The 18,199-nt window shown below is 67.3% G+C and carries 15 protein-coding genes and 1 tRNA gene; 10 read left to right on the top strand and 6 right to left on the bottom strand.

The window, feature by feature from the left end; translation table 11 throughout:
- Window positions 1-15: 15 nt before the first annotated feature.
- Together ACZ5TV_RS14155 and ACZ5TV_RS14150 are read right to left on the bottom strand one after the other, a co-directional pair.
- Window positions 16-942 carry a DMT family transporter gene (locus ACZ5TV_RS14155; protein WP_379780469.1) on the bottom strand — a complete coding sequence of 309 codons (927 nt, stop codon included), beginning with the start codon at window positions 940-942 and terminating at the stop codon, window positions 16-18.
- Between the two features lie 213 nt (window positions 943-1,155).
- On the bottom strand, window positions 1,156-1,524 hold the full coding sequence (locus ACZ5TV_RS14150) for an Hsp20/alpha crystallin family protein (protein WP_379780471.1): 369 nt from the start codon (window positions 1,522-1,524) through the stop codon (window positions 1,156-1,158).
- A gap of 166 nt (window positions 1,525-1,690) precedes the next feature.
- Between ACZ5TV_RS14150 and ggt the strand changes: the two genes are divergently transcribed.
- From ggt to ACZ5TV_RS14100, 10 genes are all read left to right on the top strand, one after another.
- The gene (ggt, locus tag ACZ5TV_RS14145) at window positions 1,691-3,349 is read left to right on the top strand and encodes a gamma-glutamyltransferase (protein WP_464383934.1); all 1,659 of its coding nucleotides are present in this window, start codon (window positions 1,691-1,693) and stop codon (window positions 3,347-3,349) included.
- 315 nt (window positions 3,350-3,664) lie between these two features.
- Window positions 3,665-5,011: an ABC transporter substrate-binding protein gene (locus ACZ5TV_RS14140; protein WP_379782326.1), complete on the top strand. Its 1,347-nt coding sequence runs from the start codon at window positions 3,665-3,667 to the stop codon at window positions 5,009-5,011.
- Between the two features lie 118 nt (window positions 5,012-5,129).
- Entirely contained in the window at window positions 5,130-6,119 is a 990-nt protein-coding gene (locus ACZ5TV_RS14135; protein WP_379782324.1) for a class I SAM-dependent methyltransferase, read from the top strand.
- 90 nt (window positions 6,120-6,209) lie between these two features.
- Complete coding sequence (locus ACZ5TV_RS14130; protein ID WP_379782322.1) at window positions 6,210-6,431, top strand: hypothetical protein; 222 nt, start codon at window positions 6,210-6,212, stop codon at window positions 6,429-6,431.
- Complete coding sequence (locus ACZ5TV_RS14125) at window positions 6,418-6,807, top strand: peptide ABC transporter ATP-binding protein (protein ID WP_464383933.1); 390 nt, start codon at window positions 6,418-6,420, stop codon at window positions 6,805-6,807. The genes ACZ5TV_RS14130 and ACZ5TV_RS14125 overlap by 14 nt, the downstream gene beginning before the upstream one ends.
- 601 nt (window positions 6,808-7,408) lie before the next feature.
- Window positions 7,409-7,481: transfer RNA gene (locus ACZ5TV_RS14120), tRNA-Thr, on the top strand.
- A gap of 303 nt (window positions 7,482-7,784) precedes the next feature.
- Window positions 7,785-10,232 carry a COG1361 S-layer family protein gene (locus tag ACZ5TV_RS14115; RefSeq protein WP_464383932.1) on the top strand — a complete coding sequence of 816 codons (2,448 nt, stop codon included), beginning with the start codon at window positions 7,785-7,787 and terminating at the stop codon, window positions 10,230-10,232.
- Window positions 10,233-10,235: 3 nt separating this feature from the next.
- Window positions 10,236-12,755 (top strand): efflux RND transporter permease subunit, encoded by a 2,520-nt coding sequence (locus ACZ5TV_RS14110; protein WP_379780475.1) that lies wholly within the window; start codon window positions 10,236-10,238, stop codon window positions 12,753-12,755.
- A 177-nt stretch (window positions 12,756-12,932) separates the two neighbouring features.
- A complete protein-coding gene (locus ACZ5TV_RS14105; protein WP_379780477.1) occupies window positions 12,933-13,742 on the top strand; it encodes a TrmB family transcriptional regulator in 810 nt (269 codons plus the stop codon).
- Window positions 13,743-13,853: 111 nt separating this feature from the next.
- A complete protein-coding gene (locus tag ACZ5TV_RS14100; protein ID WP_379780479.1) occupies window positions 13,854-13,985 on the top strand; it encodes a rubrerythrin-like domain-containing protein in 132 nt (43 codons plus the stop codon).
- A gap of 9 nt (window positions 13,986-13,994) precedes the next feature.
- Here the strand turns inward: ACZ5TV_RS14100 and ACZ5TV_RS14095 are convergent, their stop codons facing one another.
- The 4 genes from ACZ5TV_RS14095 to proS all read right to left on the bottom strand — a co-directional run bounded on the left by ACZ5TV_RS14095 (window position 13,995) and on the right by proS (window position 18,094).
- Window positions 13,995-15,266: a helix-turn-helix transcriptional regulator gene (locus tag ACZ5TV_RS14095; protein ID WP_379780481.1), complete on the bottom strand. Its 1,272-nt coding sequence runs from the start codon at window positions 15,264-15,266 to the stop codon at window positions 13,995-13,997.
- Window positions 15,267-15,332: 66 nt separating this feature from the next.
- Window positions 15,333-16,283: a hypothetical protein gene (locus tag ACZ5TV_RS14090; RefSeq protein WP_379780483.1), complete on the bottom strand. Its 951-nt coding sequence runs from the start codon at window positions 16,281-16,283 to the stop codon at window positions 15,333-15,335.
- 72 nt (window positions 16,284-16,355) lie between these two features.
- On the bottom strand, window positions 16,356-16,526 hold the full coding sequence (locus tag ACZ5TV_RS14085) for a hypothetical protein (RefSeq protein ID WP_379780485.1): 171 nt from the start codon (window positions 16,524-16,526) through the stop codon (window positions 16,356-16,358).
- Between the two features lie 62 nt (window positions 16,527-16,588).
- A complete protein-coding gene (gene proS, locus ACZ5TV_RS14080) occupies window positions 16,589-18,094 on the bottom strand; it encodes a proline--tRNA ligase (RefSeq protein WP_379780487.1) in 1,506 nt (501 codons plus the stop codon).
- Window positions 18,095-18,199 lie beyond the last annotated feature (105 nt).

Raw genomic sequence — 18,199 nt, 5'->3', positions numbered from 1 at the left:
AGACGATCCGAGCCGTCAGAAGAACCCGCCGGCCCGCGAGACGAGCTTCGGTACTTCCTCGGCGATCGCGTGCCGCTTGACGAGTACGAAGCCGGCGACGATGACGACGAAGCCGGCGACGGTGAACGCCGTCACCGGCTCCGAAAGCAGCAGGACGCCGGTCACCGTCGCGACGACCGGCACGACGTAGGAGACGAGGTTGATCTCGAAGGGACCCAACCGGTCGAGCAGCGTGAAGTAGATGGTGTACGCCACCGCCGAGGCGAGCACGCCGAGGAACACCAACGCCACGAGCGCCGGCAGCGCCGTCACCGGTAACTGCTGTGGTTCGCCCGCGCCGATGCTGATCCCGTGCATACAGAGCGCGCCGAACAGCATCGCCCAGCCGGTGAGCGCGATACTGGAAAAGGAGGTTTCGACGACCCGGAGCCCGACGCTGCCGACCGCGACGGCGAGCACGCCGATGAAGATGAGCCCGACACCGATCGTGACGCCGCCGGCGAGGTTCTCCGGGTCGGGCTGTGCGACGAGTCCGACGCCGACGAACGCGAGGACGACACCCAACATCCCGCGCGCGTCGAGGTCCGACTCACCGACCCACGCCGCCGCGACCGCCGCGGTCGCGATCGGGACGAGACTGTAGGTGATCGCGGCGATCCCGCTCGTCGTGTACTGCTGGCCGACGAACAGCAGCGAGTTGTTCGCGGCCACCGAGAGGCCGCCGCTGAAGCCGATCGCAGCGAGGTCGCCGCGGGTCCGGGGGAGCGGCCCCCGCTCGGTCAGGAGGACGTAGCTGACGAGGAGGAGGGCGGCCAGATCGAACCGGTAGGCCGCGTACAGCACGGGCGGGTAGTACTCCAAGCCGACCTCGATAGCGACGAACGAGCCGCCCCACAAGCCGGCGAGCAGAAAGAACAGGACGACGTCTCGATACCGTGACACGGGCGACCGGAGGACGGCCACGCGTAAATCCGTGTCCGTTCCGGCCGTCCGGACCGGTGTTGGACCCGCCGCTGGCGCGGTCGTGACTGATAAGCGAGATCGGCGGCCGACCGGCTGTGCTAGCCGTATCGCCGACTCATAAAACGAGCCGGGCCACACGTCGACACCGGACCGACTCCCGACTAGGAGTCGACGGGCGGCGTCGATCCCGGATCAGCTCTCGATCTCGATCTCGGTTCCCGTGGCCGCGGCGTCGACGACGGTCGGGAGGGTTATCGTCAGGATGCCGTTCTGATACGACGCCTCGATGGCGTCGTCGTCGACGGTTTTCGGGAACCGGAACCGACGGTGGTAGGTCCGGCGCGTGTTACGGAACTCGTCCTCGTGTTCGCCGGCGACGTTCAAGACGCCGTCGTCCCACGTGACAGTGATCTCCGCGGGGTCGAACCCGGGGAGCTCCACGGTGAGGACGAACTCGCCGTCTTGCTCGTACAGTTCGTAGTCGTTGCTACCGCGTTCGAACAGTCGGTTCGGGAAGTCGAGTCCACTGCTCCACGTGTTCGCTGTGCGTGGGAGAGCCATCGGGTTCCACCTCCGATGCAAATGGCAGTACGTTCGCGGTTCTATATAAATCCATCGTATTTTGTGATGTATTAACTATTCTCAACCACGTTTGAATGGGTCGATCACGGGAGGACCCGTATCCATCCGCCCACCCTTTTAGGCCCGTGGACGTGCCAGCATCGGTATGGATCCAGACCCCGATCGGTTCGCGTCACGACGATCAACCGTCTATGGCCAGGGAGGCGTCGTCGCTACCAGTCAACCGCTCGCCAGCCAGGCGGGGATCGAGACGCTCCGTGACGGCGGCAACGCTTTCGACGCCGCGGTCGCGACCGCGGCCGCGCTCAACGTCGTCGAGCCGACCTCGACCGGGCTCGGCGGCGACGTGTTCGCCCTGTATCGGACCGCCGATGGCGACGTGGGGGCGATGCGGGCGTGCGGCGGTGCCCCGGCCGACGCGACCATCGAGAACGTCCGTGAGGCCCTCGCCGCGGACGACGACGCGGCCGACTACTACCCCGACGACGGCGGGTACGCCGTCGACGACGTGGGCGAGGCGGGGATGCCCTTCTACGGGCCGCACGCGGTCACCGTCCCCGGGACGGCTCGCGGCTGGGAGGCGACGATCGAGGAGCTCGGCCGGCTCACCCTCGCGGACGCGCTCCGACCGGCGATCCGCTACGCCACGGAGGGGTATCCGGTCTCGGAGGTGATCGCCACCTACTGGTCGAGCGCCGAGTCGCTGTTCACCGACCCGCACGCCCGCGAGGCGTACCTGTTCGACGACGCGGCACCCACGGTCGGGCAGGAGGTGACCCTCCCGCGGCTCGGGCGGTCGATGGAGCGGATCGCCGAGGAGGGCGCGGACATCGTGTACGAAGGGGAGATCGCGGAGGCGATCGCGGACGAGGTGCAGCGGGCGGGCGGGTTCATGACCGTCGACGATCTGGCGGCGTTCGAGGTCGAATGGCCCGATCCGGTGTCGACGACGTACAACGGCGCGGAGGTGTACGAGCTGCCGCCCAACAACCAGGGACTCATCGCGCTGGAGGCGCTCAACATCGCCGCGGAGCTGGGGGCGGGCGAGCACCCGTACGACTCCGCCGAGCGCGTCCACTACTTCGCTGAGGCGATGAAGCTGGCTTTCCACGACGGCCATCGCTACATCACCGATCCCGAGTACGAGTCGATCCCGCCGCTCGCCTCGGACGAGTGGGCCGCGACGCGTGCGGCCGAGGTCGGGGAGACCGCGAACCACGACGTGAGCTTCGGCGTGCCGAACGCGAACGCCGAGGACGCCGACACGGTGCTTCTCACCGTCGCCGACGACGAGGGCAACGTCGTCTCGTACATCAACTCCCGGTTCGCCGGGTTCGGATCCGGGCTCGTCGCGGGCGACACCGGGATCGCCTTACAGAACCGTGGCGCGTCGTTCTCGCTCGATCCCGACCACCCGAACAGCCTAGAGCCCGGCAAGCGGCCGTTCCACACGCTGATCCCCGGGCTCATCGAGTTCGGTGAAGACGACTGGGCGGCGTTCGGCGTAATGGGTGGGTACATGCAGCCACAGGGGCACGTTCAGACTGTCTCGAACATGGTCGACTACGGGATGCCGCTCCAGCGCGCGCTCGACGAACCGCGGTGGCGCTACCGGGAGAGCGGTGAGCTCGCGTTAGAACCACGCTTCGACGACGACGTGGCGGCGAAACTGGTCCGGAAGGGCCACGACGTCACGCTGCTCTCGCCGACCCTGTTCGGCGGTGCCCAGATCGCCCGCGACGATGCCGGGACGCTTTCCGCGGCGACCGAACCCCGAAAGGACGGGAACGCGCAGGGGTACTGACCGCATCACGGTCCGAGCGATCCACCGACGAACGACGTGTTGGCTCGGGCCCCGGTCGGCCTCTGTGACCACGAACACCGGAATAGTATCTGTAGAATTACCTTTTTGTATCGGTCACGATCCGGCCGCCGTGAAGGTAATACCGACGCCCGCGTCGAAGCGTCGGATCAATCGACGGTACGTGGTTGCTGAGAAAAATGGGCTGAGAGATGCCGAGAATCGGGTTTACTGATCGCGGATCTCATATAATTCGTGAAACGATCGATCGTCCTCGAAGACACGTTTATAAACACTCGTGTGGTATGACCTCACAGTATGACGCGAAAGTTACAACGGCGTGACGTTATCAAGGGAGCCAGTGCCGCGGGGGTCGTGGCGCTGGCCGGCTGTACGACCGAGGAGGACAACGGCGACGGAAACGGTGCCGGGAACGGCGACGACAACGGCGGCGACGGTTCGGAGACGCCGGACGCGGTGATGGTCGTCGGGTTCCCGCAGTCGGGGATCCAGCTGTTCCGGGACTTCTACTCGGAGTTCGCGAGCGACGTGCCGGACGTGGACATCATCGTGCCGGACGGGCTCATCGACGCGGACCTGCCGGGCGAGGTCGACAACGACATGGACAACGTCATCGGGACGGCCCCCTCCGCAGGCGGCCCCGGTGCCGAGTTCTTCGCGGCCGAGTACGAGGCGGCCTACGACCGGGAGCCCGGCGTGTTCACGGCGCAGGCGTACGACGCGATGGCGGTCAACGTGCTGGCGGCCGTCGCGGCCGGGGAGAACGACGGCACCGCGATCCGTGACCGGGTCCGCACGGTCGCGAACCCCGGCGGTGAGCAGTTCGGTCCGGAGACGCTCGTCGACGCGGTGGAAGCGGTCGCCGCCGGCGACCCGGTTCACTACGTTGGGGCGTCGTCGAGCGTCGACTTCGACGTCAACGGCGACATCGTCACCGCCGCCTACGACATCGTCGACTTCGACGGCGGGGAGCTCGTCACGCTCGACACGCTGGAGTTCGGCGACGAGCTCACCGACGAGGACAACGCGGCGACTGCCGAGGATCCGGTCGGCGTCGGCGAGTTCGAGGCGATGGTCGGCGTGTTGATGCCGGAGACCGGCGACCTCGGCCCGCTCGGCGGCCCGATCCGTGACGGCGCGCTGCTCGCAGCGGACCAGATCAACGACGCGGGGATCGACGTCACCGTCGACTATCGCGTCGAGGATACACAGACCGACCCCCAAGCGGGGATCTCGGGTGCGAACGCGCTGGTCGACGCGGGGTATCCCGCGATCGTCGGCCCCGCGTCATCGAACGTGAACCTCCAGGTCTCCGATCAGGTGCTCATCCCGAACGGCGTGGTCGGCATCTCGCCGTCCTCGACGGACCCGGACGTGACGAACCTCGCCGACGACGGCTACATCTTCCGGACCGCACCGTCCGACTTCCTGCAAGGCCCCGCGATGGCCGACCTCGCCCGCGGCGAGCTCGTCGGTGCCGACTCCACGGGGACGCTGTTCCTCAACGACGCCTACGGGCAGGCACTCGAGGGCGAGTACGTCCGCGGCTTCGAGGAGCGCGACGGCGAGGTCCGTGAACGGGTCTCCTTCGAGCCCGAGCAGCCGTCGTACTCCAGCCAGTGGTCGGACGTGCTGGAGCTGTAACCGGGGACGCGCGGTCCACACACGTTTTCACGTTCTTATCACTCGGCCCTCAAGCCACTCACCAGGCACCCCTCGTCGAAACGTCAGCGTTTAGCGGTCGCCGGTCGTCGCTCCAGTAATGACCGTTCCCTGTGTCGCCGTCGAACGCGAGCTGGGCGAGACCGTCCGCGAGCGGCTCGCCGAGGCCGACGTGCTCGACGGCGATCACCGGATCGAGGTCGCTGACGGGACGATCTACCTCCCCGTGACGGACCCCGCGGCGGTCCCCGGAGACCTCGCCGAGCGAGTCGTCGAACGCGATGCCGCGGAGCGGGAACGCGTGCGGAGCCCTGCCGACATCCTCGGCTACGACCCCTCTATCGAGCGACTCGGCGATATCGTCATTCTCGACGAGGACGACGACGACCGCGCCCGCGAGGTCGCAGACGCCGTGATGGCCTCCGACCTCCCGTGTGCGACCGTCCTGAACCGGGCGTCACCGATCGAGGGCGAGCTCCGCGTCCGCGAGTGGGAGGTGCTCGCCGGAACCGGCACCGAGACCGTCCACCGCGAGTACGGCCACGAGTTCCTGCTCGACGTCGCCGAGGTGTACTTCTCGCCCAGGCTCGCGACGGAGCGCCACCGGGTGATCGGGACCGTCGACCCCGACGAGTTCGTCGTCGACATGTTCGCGGGTGTCGGCCCGTACGCGGTGCCGATGGCGGCACACGGTGCCGAGGTCGTCGCCTGCGACCTCAATGAAGTCGCGATCCGGTACCTCCGCGAGAACGCCGAGCGGAACGGTGTGGCCGACCGAGTGACGCCCGTCGCCGGCGACGTTCGCGAGGCGACCGACGAGTACGCCGACGCCGCCGACCGTCTCGTGATGAACCTTCCACACTCCGCCGACGCGTTCTTGGACACGGCGGTCGCGCTGGCCGGCGACGAGTGTGTGATCCATTACTACGACATTCAACACGAGGACGACCCGTTCGGTCCCGGTACGCGGGCGCTCCGGGAAGCCGCCGGCGACGACTACGACGTCGTCGTGGAGACGGAACGGGTCGTCCGGTCGTACGCGCCACACGAGTACAACGTGTGTCTGGACGTCAGACTGACGCGTGCGTAGGCCGCGTTCGAGAGGTTCCATCGGTTCCGGCAGTCTCGTTTCGGATCGGAGACAAGTTATATGTCCGTTCGAGCCGTATGGATCGATGGCATGTCGGAAAGTGACACACCGGAGGAGCGCATCGACGAGACGACCACGTGGCCGGACCTAGCGATCGGCCTGTACGACCGTCTGACCGGACGAAACGCGGAGATAATATACGAGTTCGAGGAGATGAGCGTCGACGTCCCGAGTGGCACCGGCGAGGACGTCGAGCACGCCAGCTGGCGGCTCGACGGGACCGTTCGGGTCACGACCCGTGAGCAGGACTGAGCCGGTCGTCCCGCTGTCGGTCGCGACCGACGACCTGACACTGACGGTCGAGGGGGTCGAGATCGACGTCACCTCGACGGGTGACCGGCTGTTCCTCGAAGTGCCGACGGTACGAGGGGCGCTGCGGGTCGTCCGCTCGTTGCCGGCGGACTCGGAGCCCGGCGGTATCGCTCGGTTCCTGCGGGCGGGCGACCTCACGACCGAGATCCGGGTCCGAGGGCGGACCGTCGCCGTGCTCGGGGCCGACGCACGCCCGGGCGTGCTCGCGCGCCGGCTGGGGGTCGCCCCGGCCGAAGTCCGCCCCGCCGCCGCCGTGAGTGCGGCGGGTGATGGGGTTCGCGCGGCGCTCGGTGCGGTGCGCCGTCTAGGGCGGTGACATCGGGGCGTAGACGGCCGGGCCGCTCCCGGCCGGATCGCTGCCGGCTGAGAGGCTATCGCGTCGGTGGTGCATCGGAGTGAATGGAAACCGGAGGCCGCGATCCACGAGAGGGATCGCGAGGAGAGCCCGTCTCACATGACAAGAGGCAGGCAGCCGTGGGAACGCGGACCAGAGGCGATTTCGCGCTTGGTACGTCGAAGACGTGACTGACACGGCGACCGTGATCGGGTGGCCGCTCGCCAGGCCGGCGGGGACTAGGGGGATACCGCCGGCATGGACGGCGAGGCCCGGTACGGGCTCCGACCGAGCCGACACCGCCCGAGGGGATCGTACCCCCGCCGTCGTGGCGTCCGGGCGGCGTCCGACTGCACCTGAGCGAAGTCCGAACTCGTATTTATGTTTTGCCCTTATATTCTACCAATAACATCGCCATAAACAGGATACTACGTCTTGTCTGTTGTATATAAATGTACTTTCGTCCAATATTCTGTATGATTTCGTTCGTTTGGTTATTTATAATGTAGGGGGTCGCGCCCGCGGGTCCGACGGCACCGTTTCGGAACCCTTATTTTTGCCATCGGGCAATACCTGATTGCGTGCCGGAGTAGCTCAGCTGGCAGAGCGATTCCTTCGTAAGGAATAGGTCGAGGGTTCAAATCCCTCCTCCGGCTCTTCTAACGGAACGAAGTGGAGTCAAAGAGCCACGGGAGGGGTTTGAATCAGGGAGTGAAGCGAAGCGGAGCGACCGTGGTTCACAATCCTCTCCTCCGGCTCTTCTGACGGAACACCGCACTCCGAGGAGTTCCAACCCCGTTGAGCACTACAGTTCTCGATCCGATCGGAGCCGGTCGAGTGGCCACCCTGTACCCCCACCGTTCGATTTGACCGTATTACTCCCCGGGTTTCGTCGCCGTCAGCGACATCGCCCATCAGAAGGCATATAGGCTGTTAGTAGAAAGATACAAACAACATAGATGGCGGGTCAGGAACGGGGTCGATCGGGGAGGAACGCACCGAGGGTCGTCGCGATCGCGCTGATCGTCGTCGCCGGGATGATCGTGCCGGCAGTCGGGATCGGCGAGGGCTGGACGGTGACGGCACAGTCCAACGGAACGAACGAGACGACGGTCGAGGGGCTCGCCGACCTCGACGTGAGCGCGCCGGAGAACCGGTTCGACCCCGGCGAGGAGGGGACGCTCGACCTGTTCGTGAGCAACGACGGCGAGGTGATAGACGACGGCGAGACCCATCCGCAGGAGGCGATCGACCGGGCGACCGAGGCCCGCTCCGTCGACGTCGAGGTCTCGCGGGCCGCCTTCGCCCCGGTCGAGGTCCGAACGGACGAACGCTCGCTCGGGACGATCGCCAGCGGCGACACCTCGGAGGCGGCCCCGTTCGAGATCCGCGTCGACGACGACGCCGACGCGGGCACCTACGAGCTCGACGTCGAGATCGAGTACACGGACGCGACCTCCGTCACCTACGACCGCGACGAGGAGGGCGAGCTCCGGTTCCGCGAGAGCACCACGACGTTCACCGAGCGACTCACCGTTCAGATCCACATCGACGGCGAGGCGCGCTTCGAGGTGACCGACCGCGACCACGACGTCACCGTCGGGGACACCGGCGACTTCGAGATCGACGTGGAGAACGTGGGCGACGAGGACCTGACGGACGCGACGGTGTCGATCGCCTCGCTCGACGGCGACCTCACGTTCGGCAGCGACGGACAGGGGTCACAGACGTTCGTTGGCGAGTGGGACGCGGGCGACACGGCCGAGCTGGTCTTCCGCGCCGAGGCGAACGACGCCGCGATCCAGCGGGCGTATCCGGTCGAAGTGGAGATCGAGTACGAGGACGAGGACGGGGATGAAGCGACGCGAACCCTCCTCACGTCGCTGACGCCGGCGGAGGAACAAACGTTCGAGGCGACGCTCGTCGATCACACCGTCGCCATCGACGATGACGGGCTGATGGAGTTCGAGATCGTCAACCACGGGCCGGAGAACGCGACCGTTTCGTCGGTGAGCGTGACGGCACCCGACGGTGCCATCGACATCGGTGCGGGTGCCGAGGATGCCGACCTCGGAACCGGGGCCGAGCTGCAGGGGGTTCAGCTGGACGGGTTCGACGGCGGCGACGGTGCCGGCGGGGCGAACGTCGGCGAGTCGGAGGCGTTCGTCGGCGATCTGCCGGCCGGCGAGTCCACCACGGTCCGGTTCCTCGGGAGCGCGAGCGACGACGCCATCGAGCGGGAGTACACGCTCGAAGTGACGATCGACTACGAAGACGACGACGGGAACGAGCGCGCCGACCGCACGCTGAAGCTCGGCTTCCAGCCGTTCGGCGAGCAGACGTTCGCGATGGAGAACGTCGAGAGCTCGCTGTACGTCGGCGAGGACGGCGACCTCGAGGGCGAGCTCGTTAACACGGGCGACCGGTCCGTCAACGGCGTGGTGCTCCGTATCGACTCCGAACCCGACACGCTCGCCACACGCGAGACCCAGTACGCGGTCGGGAGCCTCGACCCCGGCGAGGGAGTCCCGGTGTCGTTCCGTGTCGGCGCGACCGGCGAGGCGGAGCCCGGCCCTCGGACGATGGAGACGTCCGTGCGGTACCGGAACGTCCATCACGACGTGCGCGAGAGCGCCACGATGGACGTCACCGTCGACGTTCAACCCCGTCGCGACCGGTTAGGGGCGACGGCCGTCGACGCGACCCTCGACGCCGGCGAGGCCGACGTGATCGCGTTCGACGTCCGCAATAACGACGATCAGACCCTCCGGAACATCCGCATGAAAGTGTTCACCAACAGCCCGCTCGATAGCGGCGACTCCGAGGCGTTCATCCCCGAGCTCGAACCCGGCGAGACGGAACGGCTCTCCTTCGAGCTCGAAGCGGACGAGGGGGCGATCCCGCGGACGTACCCGGTGTCGATGGACTTCCGCTTCGACGACGAGCGCAACGACACCCAGATGTCGCGGACGCAGAACGTGCCCGTCCAGGTCGTCGCCGTCGACGACGACGGGTCGTCGATCCTGGGTATGGGGCTGCTCCTGTTGGTCCCTCTCGTGGTCGTTGGTGTGGTCGGCTGGCGTCGGTACGGCAGTGGTGGAGTCCCGTTCGTCGGCGGCGACGACGCCGGGAGCGAGATGGCCGATGCGAGCGAGACGGCCGATGCGAGCAAGACGGCCGATGGGAACCAGACGGCCCCCGCCGCGCCCGGCCCGTCGACGACCGACCGTCCGAGCAGTGACCCGATCGGCGACGGCCCGGACACCGGGAGTTCGGCCGGCGACGACGGGTTCGACTCGCTGTTCGGGGAGGAGCCGAGCGGGGCCGGGCCGGACACCGCCGAGGGGGACGGCGGGTCGGATCGGGAGTCGACCGACGGCGACGCCGACGGGAACCGCGACCGCTGAGTCATGAGCGGAGGGTACCGGCGGATCGTCGAGACCGTCAACGGGGGTATCATCGGCCGCCCGCTGCTGGTCGTGACGGTGTTCCTCGTCTTGACGGGCGTGTTCGCCGGCGGCCTCGCGGCCGTGGAGGCCGACCCGGATATCGACGCGTTCACCGAAGGGATCCCGGAGCAGGAAGCGCTCGACCGCGTGAACGAGGAGTTCGAACCGCCGTTTGAGGACGAGGAGACGTCGGTCCAGCTCATCCAAGAGGGCGACGTGCTGTCGCGGTCCGGGATCATCGCGATGCTCGAGGTCGAGCACCGACTGGCGGAGCACTCGGAACTCGACGTCCGCGAGTCGGCGAGCGTCGCGGGTGCCGTCGCCGAGCAGCTCGACGGGGACGCGGAGACCACCGAGGCACGACTCCGAGCGGTCGAGGACGCGACGGAGACCGAGGTCCGGGCGGCCGCGAGAGCGCTGCTCGAGGAACAACCGGACCGCGCGCAGTCCCTCAGTGACGACCTCAACACGCAGGACCCCTCCGCGTCGGCGACGATCACGGTCGTCGACTTCGCGGAGGCCCCCGACACCGAGGCGGAGATCCAGCTGCTCACGCGGATAGAGACGGTTGCCGATGGGGTTCACGGCGATTTCACGGTGTTCACGGGCGCGCTCGTCGACATCGAGACCGAACAGGCGATGGTCGACTCGCTCGTGCTCGTCGTCCCCGCCGTCGCCGGGCTGATCCTGCTGTTCCTCGTCGTCGCCTATCGCGACCCGTTCGACTTGGGGCTCGGGCTGGTGGCGCTGGTGATGGCGGTGATCTGGACGTTCGGGTTCGCCGGACTCGCCGGCATCCCGTTCACGATGATGACCGTCGCGGTGCCACCGCTGCTGCTCGCAGTCGGGATCGACTTCGGTATCCACGCGGTCAACCGATACCGTGAGGAGCGGGTGCAGGGGTACGAGATCCGCGAGGCGATGGTGCGCGCCAACGACCAGCTCCTCGTCGCGTTCTTCATCGTCACCGGGACGACGGCGATCGGGTTCGGCGCGAACCTCACGAGCGAGCTGGGCCAGATCCAGGAGTTCGGGCTCGTCACGGCGATCGGGATCGTGTTCACACTCCTGATCTTCGGGGTGTTCGTACCCGCCGCGAAGGTGCTCATGGACGAGTTCCGCGCGGGCACGTCGATCCCGGAGTTCGGGACCACGCCGCTCGGCGACGAGGACTCCGCGCTCGGCCGGGTGCTACCCGTCGGCCTGTTCGTCGGTCGGAAGGCACCGATGGCGATGCTCGCGCTCATCCTCGTCGCGACTGCCGGCGCCGGGGTGGTCGCGACCGACGTCGAGACGGAGTTCGACGACGAGGACTTCCTCCCCTACGAGGAGCTCCCGCCGTACGTCGCCGTCACCGGGGTCGTCGACGCCGACGACTACCGCGCGACGGAGACGATCAACTTCCTCGGCGACAACTTCGAGACCGGCGAGGAGGACCAAGTGACCATCTACGTCGAGGGGCCGGCAGACGCCGACCACGCCTTGGAGTCCGCCTATCGTGCGGGAACCGATCCACCGGACACGTTCCTCCAAGAGGACGGGCAGGCGATCGCCGAAAGCGTGCTCGACCCGATGAACGCACTCGCCGCCCAGGACCCGGAGTTCGGCGCGCTGGTCGCCGCGAACGACATGAGTGGTAACGGAGTTCCGGACCGGAACGTCGACGTGGTGATGGACGAGCTGCTCGCCTCACCGGTCGGTGACTGGGCGGCGGAGTACGTCACGGAGGACCGCACCGCGATGCGGTTCGTCTACGACGTGGAGGCGGACGCGACGGAAGAGGCCGTCGTCGACGACGCGCGGTCGGTCGCCGACGACTTCCGTGAGGACGCGACCGCGACCGGCGACATCGTCGTCATCCGATCGGTGATGGACCTGTTGTTCGCCTCGGCGATCGTGAGCCTCGCGACCGCACTCGGGGTGACGGCGGCGTTCCTCGTCGCCGTCTACTGGGTGTTGGAGGGTCGTCCGTCGTTGGGGATCGTCAACGTCGTCCCCATCGTCGTCACCGTCGCGTTCCTCGCGGCGACGATGGTGGTGTTGGAGATCCCGTTCAACGTCCTGACGGCGACGATCCTCTCGATCACGATCGGGATCGGGATCGCGTACTCGGTCCACATCACCCACCGGTTTATCGACGAGTTCAATCGGGTCGAAGACGCCGAGACGGCCCTGTTGCGGACGCTACGGGGGACCGGCGGCGGCGTGACCGGGAGCATGGTCACGACGACGGGTGGGGTCGGCGCGCTCGTGTTGTCCGCTACCCCGCTTCTCGCCCAGTTCGGGCTTCTCACGTCGTTGAGCGTGGTGTACTCGTTCTTGGCGGCGGTGCTCGTGTTACCTCCGGCGTTGCTCGTGTGGGAGCGCTACTTCGGATGGACCCACGACGCTCCCGACGGCGACGACGGAGTCGTCGCGGATGCCGACCCCGACCTGGGGAGTTCCGACGAATCACACTCCAGCGAGGTGGTCGACGCGTGACCCGGGAGCAGATATCGGGCCGTGAACGCAGGTTTAACACCCCTACCGGATGATGTACGGACCAGTGGTGTACGACACGGGAGGAGGACCGAGACACGCGCGTCCGGATCGCCGAGCGCCCGGCTGGCACGAGAGGCCGTGGCTCGGGGGCGCTCGTCGCGCGACGGGTGAGTCGACATGAGCGACGACGCGACCGGATCCGGCGACAACGGGGACGCGGCAGGGGAGTCACGACCCGAGACGGCGGCCCGGACGGCGCTGGAGCGTCTCGGACTGTCGACGTACGAGGCGGGCGTGTTCGTCGCGTTAGAGAAGCTCGGGCGCGGAACTGCTCGCGAGATCGCTGAGGCGACTGACGTCCCGCGGTCACAGGTGTACGGCGCGGCCGAGAGCCTCCAAGAACGGGGGCTCCTCGACGTTCAGCAGGCGTCGCCGAAGCGGTTCAGACCCGTGCCCCTGGCGGAGGCGGAGGAGCTGCTCCGCCGCCAGCAGGACCGGCGTCGCGAGCGCGCGTTCGAGCGGTTGGAGGCGATCGAGCCGGAACGTCCCGACGACGACGAGCGAAAAGAAGAGGTGTGGACGGTCGAGGGGCGGGACGCGGTGACCGAACGGATCCGGTCGCTCGCGGCCGACGCGACGGAGTCGATCGTGTACGCCGTCGAGCGACGGAACCACGACGAGTCGACCGACGAGGCGCTGTTCGCCGCCGCCGAAGGTGGGGTCGACGCCCTCGTTGCCAGTGCGGACCCCGAGATGATCGCGTACTACGAGAACACCCCCGTCAGGACGTTTCCGGTCCCGGAGGACGCCCACGAAGCGGACCTCCCCGTCGTCCGGCTGCTCGCCGTCGACGGCGACACGGTCCTGTTGGCCGTGCAAAGCGAGGGGGCGACGGCGGGGGAGGTCGCCTTCTGGAGCCGTCGGACGGCGTTCGCGAGCGTCCTCAAGGTGTTGATCGACTCCTGGATCGACACCCCACCCCAGTGACCGGCCGTCGGCTCGGATCCGATCGTTCGTTTGCCCGGGCCCGTAACACGATTAAACAATACTACGCATATTAGGGTCACAGCCATACCTCTCGGCGTGTTACATCGAGACATGAGACCGAATTGCAAGAATAGTGGCGAAGAACTGTACGAATGTTTCGAATGTGGCGCTCGGGGCGAGACACCGGGCCGGTGCGAGTGTGGGGGCGAACTGCAACACTTGGGACGCTCCCGCGACCTCTGAGCCTCCGGCTTACTCCGTCTCCTCCCCGCGTGCTCCGTCCGCACCCGTCGGGTCCTCGTCCGGGAGGGAGAGCACGTTCTCGCGTCCGAGCCGGAACCCGTCGAGCGTCCCCTCGTCGCGTAGCCCGGTAACGACTTGGCTCGTTTTCGCGGCCGTCCAATCCAGCTCCTCGGCGACTTCGGCCTGTTTCATCCGTCCACCGCGTTCCTCGATGAGCCGCAACACCTGCTCCTCGTTGCTCAACAGCGCCGGATCGACCGCGTCATCGGCGTCGTCAGGGTCCCCGACCTCGTCGGCCTCACCGGATCCGTCGTGGTCGTCAACTCCTGTGTCGGTCGGTCCCCCGTCACTCACGTCCGATCCGGGAGTATCCGCGTCGTTGGTCGCGGTGACGGCGTCCCCGCCCGACGACGAACTCCGGCCAGTCGACGTGCTGCCATCGCCCTCGCCCGTCCCATCGGCGACGCCCCCCATGCGCCGGTAGTACGTCGCACCGCCGAGGACCAGAAGGAGGGCGGCGACGACAGCGACTACCGTGACCGCCGAGACCGACTCGTCGGTCCCCTGTTCGCCGTTCGGCTGGTCCCCGTCCTCGACATCGTCACCGGCCGGCCCGTCGTCCGTCACTCCGCCGTCGGCCCCAGCGGGTTCGATCGCGACGCGTGGTTCGTCGGCAGTGAAGTCCAGCGGGCCGTTCCAAACGACGGCTCCGTCCCTGGTTTCGCTGGGCGGAGGGCTGACATCGACGAGCGCGTGTGAGTCCGGCCAAGAGACGATAAACGACGTCTCGTCGTCGAGGAACAGCCCGTCGAGCGCGTCGCCGGCCGTGATCCGGTCGCCGTCGACGGCGGCGAACCCCGTCCAGCGGAACTCGTAAGTGACGACGCCGTACGACCGCGCGAGTTCCCGGCGGTCCGCCTGGACCGAGACGTCCGCGATCGCCATCTCACGCCCGGTCGCCTCCTCGGCCGTCTCGGCGGTACGCTCCATCCGTTCACGGAAGCGATCCGTGTACGGTTCGGGATCGGATTCGATGTCCTCACGGAGCTCCTCGAACGCAGCCTCCTCCTCCGAGTCCGCCAGGCGCGTTCGGTACTCGACCGTCCACATCGCGTCGCCGTCAGCGTCGACCTCGACGGCCATCAGGACGTCCTCCGCCTCGATCTCCATCTGCTCGAAGGGGTCGCCACCGGGCGCGCTTGCGGCACCGAGTGAGACCGCAGCGCCCGCGCTGAAAACGAGTAGGCAGACGCCGACGAGTACGATGGTCCGTCGCTTCACGAACGGGGAAACCGTCGCGGCCGCTAAATTCCTTCGGGTTCGTCGCATTGCGTTCCGCACTGGCGATCAGGAATCCGGATGCACCAGCACACTCGAACTACCGATGGCGACGGTCCCCACCGTTGGTGGGCCACCGCCGTCGCGCTCCGACCCCGCTTCGTCGTCGCGCTCACCGGACCCGTTCCCGCGCTCCGACTCACCGTCGCCGCCGCGCTCCGACTCGTTATCGTCGTCACGCTCCGACTCACGGTCCCCGTCGGCCGCTTCGTTCCCGCGCTCCGAGGAGTCAGTACCGTTCTCCGAGTGACCGTCCCCCGGTCCCGGTGCTCCGACACCCGCACCGGGGCCGTTGCCGCGGTCGGGTCCGAACGGCGCGCCCGTCCGGTTGCCGCCGATCTCACGAGCCCACTCCGCGACCTCCGGACCGCTCAGCTCGTCAGCCTGATCCTGAAGGGCACGAATACGGTCGGCGTCGACCCCTTGCTCGGCCAGGAGCTCCTCCGAGAGGCCGACGGCGGCGTCGGCGCTCCCGTCAGTCGTCCAGTTCACAGCCCGGACCTCCGCGACCGTCCGTGCGGTCCGTGCGGCGTACGCGCCGTCGCTCAACTCCCCGGCATCACGTCGGTCACGGAGCTCCGCCTGCTGGTCACCGATCCGGTCGAGCTGCCGCTCGTTTCGCTCGATCCGATCGGCGATCACGGCGGCGCGTTCCGCGTCGGTCTCGGCCGCCGCCAGACGAAGTCCGAAGGCGCGCGACGCTACCTCCCCGTCGATCTCGGCCGCTTGGACGCCGACCGCGCCGGCGAACTGCTCGCCGGGCCGGATGCTGGTCGATTCGTTTTCCGACTCTTCGGGATCCTCGTCGACATCGGAAACGATCGCTCGGTCCGACTCGTCGTGGTCCGCCGTCGTGGTCACGGAGTCGGCCACCGCGGTGACGGGAGCGACCCCTGCCACGGCGACAGCGGCGACACCGATGACCACGATCCCCACGAGCAACGACGTGCGTCGGTTCATCGGTCCCCTATAACACGTCCTCGGATAAATAGGGTCATCTCGTTCAGCCCGAATTAACCCGGATCAACCCGGCTAGACGGGAGTACCGAACGTTTGGAACCCGTACGCTACCGCGGCGGCAACGGTGACGGTGACGGCGGATAGCGCGAGCGTCACACAGAGCCGTGACAGCCGGCAGTCGACACGCCGAACCGTCTCCGCGACTTTACTGTCGGACGTATCGACACCCGTACAACCCCTCATACCCGACGATTCGGGAGTTCCGTGATAGGTCTTGTGGGGCCACACGGTTCGGTTCCGCCCGCTCAGTACGACTTCGCGAAGTACGCGGTCCGCTCGGCGTCGTCGCCACAGATCGCACAGGTGGCCCCGTCGTTGCCCGCGTCGTCGTCCGGGTCATCGCCCGCGTCGTCGACGAGCGGGTCGTCCTCCCCGAAGGGGACCATGACGATCTCGGCGGCCATGGGCTCCTTGATCGGCTCCTCACAGGCCTCGTCGCCACACCACGGGGCCTCCACGTAGCCGCCGTGCTGGCCGAGCGTCCCGAGGATCTCCGCGCGGTCGTCGGCCGTACGGACCTCGCCGTCGAGCGTCTCCTCGGCGGCCGCGTACAGCTTCGCGTACACCTCGTCGAGGTGGTCACGGACCGTTTCCGCGACGCCGTCGCGATCTATCACGTGCTCCTCGCCGTCCGGCCGGTGGTTCAGCGTGAGTTCGTCGTCATCGACTTCGTAGGGCCCGATCTCGACGCGGACAGGGACGCCGTTGAGCTCGTGTTCGTTGAATTTGAACCCGGGGTTGCGCTCGTCGCGGTCGTCGAGCTCGACCCGGATCCCAGCGTCTTCGAGGTCGTCGGCGACCCCCTCGGCGTACGCCAACACGTCGTCTTTCGTGTCTTCCTGCCAGATCGGGACGACGACGACTTGGGTCGGTGCCACGCTCGGCGGCAACACGAGGCCCTGTTCGTCCGAGTGAGTCATAATGAGGGCACCGAGCGCGCGCCAGGAGAGCCCCCACGACGTCGTGTGTGCGAGCCGCTCGTTCTCGTCGGCGTCGGCGAAGGTGATGTCGAACGCCTCCGCGAACGACTGTCCGAGGTAATGTGACGTGCCGGCTTGGACCGACTTCCCGTCGGGCATCAGCGCCTCGACGGTCGTGGTCGTGTCGGCACCCGGGAACTTGTCGTGGTCCGGCTTCTGTCCTTTCAACACCGGGATAGCGAGTAAGTCCTCGTACACCGACTCGTACTGGTCGAGTCGGGTCATCGTCTCGTTCCACGCGTCCTCGGCGGTGGCGTGGGCCGTGTGGCCCTCCTGCCAGAGGAACTCCTTGGTCCGGAAGAACGGCTTCGTCTCCGTCGCCTCCCACCGGACGACCGAACACCACTGGTTCACGCGCAACGGGAGGTCGCGGTGGCTCCGTACCCACTGACTTATATATGGGGTGATGATCGACTCCGAGGTGGGTCGAACGGCGAGCCGCTCCTCGAGCTCCTTCGTTCCGGCTTCCGTCACCCACGCGACCTCGGGGTCGAACCCCTCAACGATGTCCTTCTCACGTTCGAGGTAGGATTCGGGGATAAAAAGCGGGAAGTAGGCGTTCTGGACGCCGGTGTCCTTGAACTTCGCGTCGAGGAACCCCTGCAGTCTCTCCCAGATAGCGTACGCCCGCGGGCGCGTCACGATGAACCCACTCATTCCCTCGGGGCCGTAGTCGGCCAACCCCGCTTTCCGTACGACTTCGGCGTACCACTCGCCGGTGTTGTGTGACTTGGACTCGGTGATCCCGAGCTCCTGGTCGTCGTCGCTCATTAGCTCTCACAGCGTGGGTCGGCGGCTTAAAAGGTCCGAAGGGTCGTTAGCTCAGAGGAGGCTTGGCCATCAGATATCCCGTTTTACACCCGTTAATACTGGTTA

It is taken from the genome of Halorubrum tibetense (assembly GCF_055396225.1).
The sequence above is the reverse complement of the archived record's forward strand: the minus strand, read 5'-3'. Positions and strand labels throughout refer to the sequence as shown.

Coding starts and splice junctions, on each gene's coding strand:
- ACZ5TV_RS14150 (WP_379780471.1), bottom strand. CDS start 1,524: ATGGCTCTCCCACGCACAGCGAACACGTGGAGCAGTGGACTCGACTTC.
- ggt (WP_464383934.1), top strand. CDS start 1,691: ATGGATCCAGACCCCGATCGGTTCGCGTCACGACGATCAACCGTCTAT.
- ACZ5TV_RS14140 (WP_379782326.1), top strand. CDS start 3,665: ATGACGCGAAAGTTACAACGGCGTGACGTTATCAAGGGAGCCAGTGCC.
- ACZ5TV_RS14135 (WP_379782324.1), top strand. CDS start 5,130: ATGACCGTTCCCTGTGTCGCCGTCGAACGCGAGCTGGGCGAGACCGTC.
- ACZ5TV_RS14130 (WP_379782322.1), top strand. CDS start 6,210: ATGTCGGAAAGTGACACACCGGAGGAGCGCATCGACGAGACGACCACG.
- ACZ5TV_RS14115 (WP_464383932.1), top strand. CDS start 7,785: ATGGCGGGTCAGGAACGGGGTCGATCGGGGAGGAACGCACCGAGGGTC.
- ACZ5TV_RS14110 (WP_379780475.1), top strand. CDS start 10,236: ATGAGCGGAGGGTACCGGCGGATCGTCGAGACCGTCAACGGGGGTATC.
- ACZ5TV_RS14105 (WP_379780477.1), top strand. CDS start 12,933: ATGAGCGACGACGCGACCGGATCCGGCGACAACGGGGACGCGGCAGGG.
- ACZ5TV_RS14100 (WP_379780479.1), top strand. CDS start 13,854: ATGAGACCGAATTGCAAGAATAGTGGCGAAGAACTGTACGAATGTTTC.
- ACZ5TV_RS14090 (WP_379780483.1), bottom strand. CDS start 16,283: ATGAACCGACGCACGTCGTTGCTCGTGGGGATCGTGGTCATCGGTGTC.
- ACZ5TV_RS14085 (WP_379780485.1), bottom strand. CDS start 16,526: ATGAGGGGTTGTACGGGTGTCGATACGTCCGACAGTAAAGTCGCGGAG.
- proS (WP_379780487.1), bottom strand. CDS start 18,094: ATGAGCGACGACGACCAGGAGCTCGGGATCACCGAGTCCAAGTCACAC.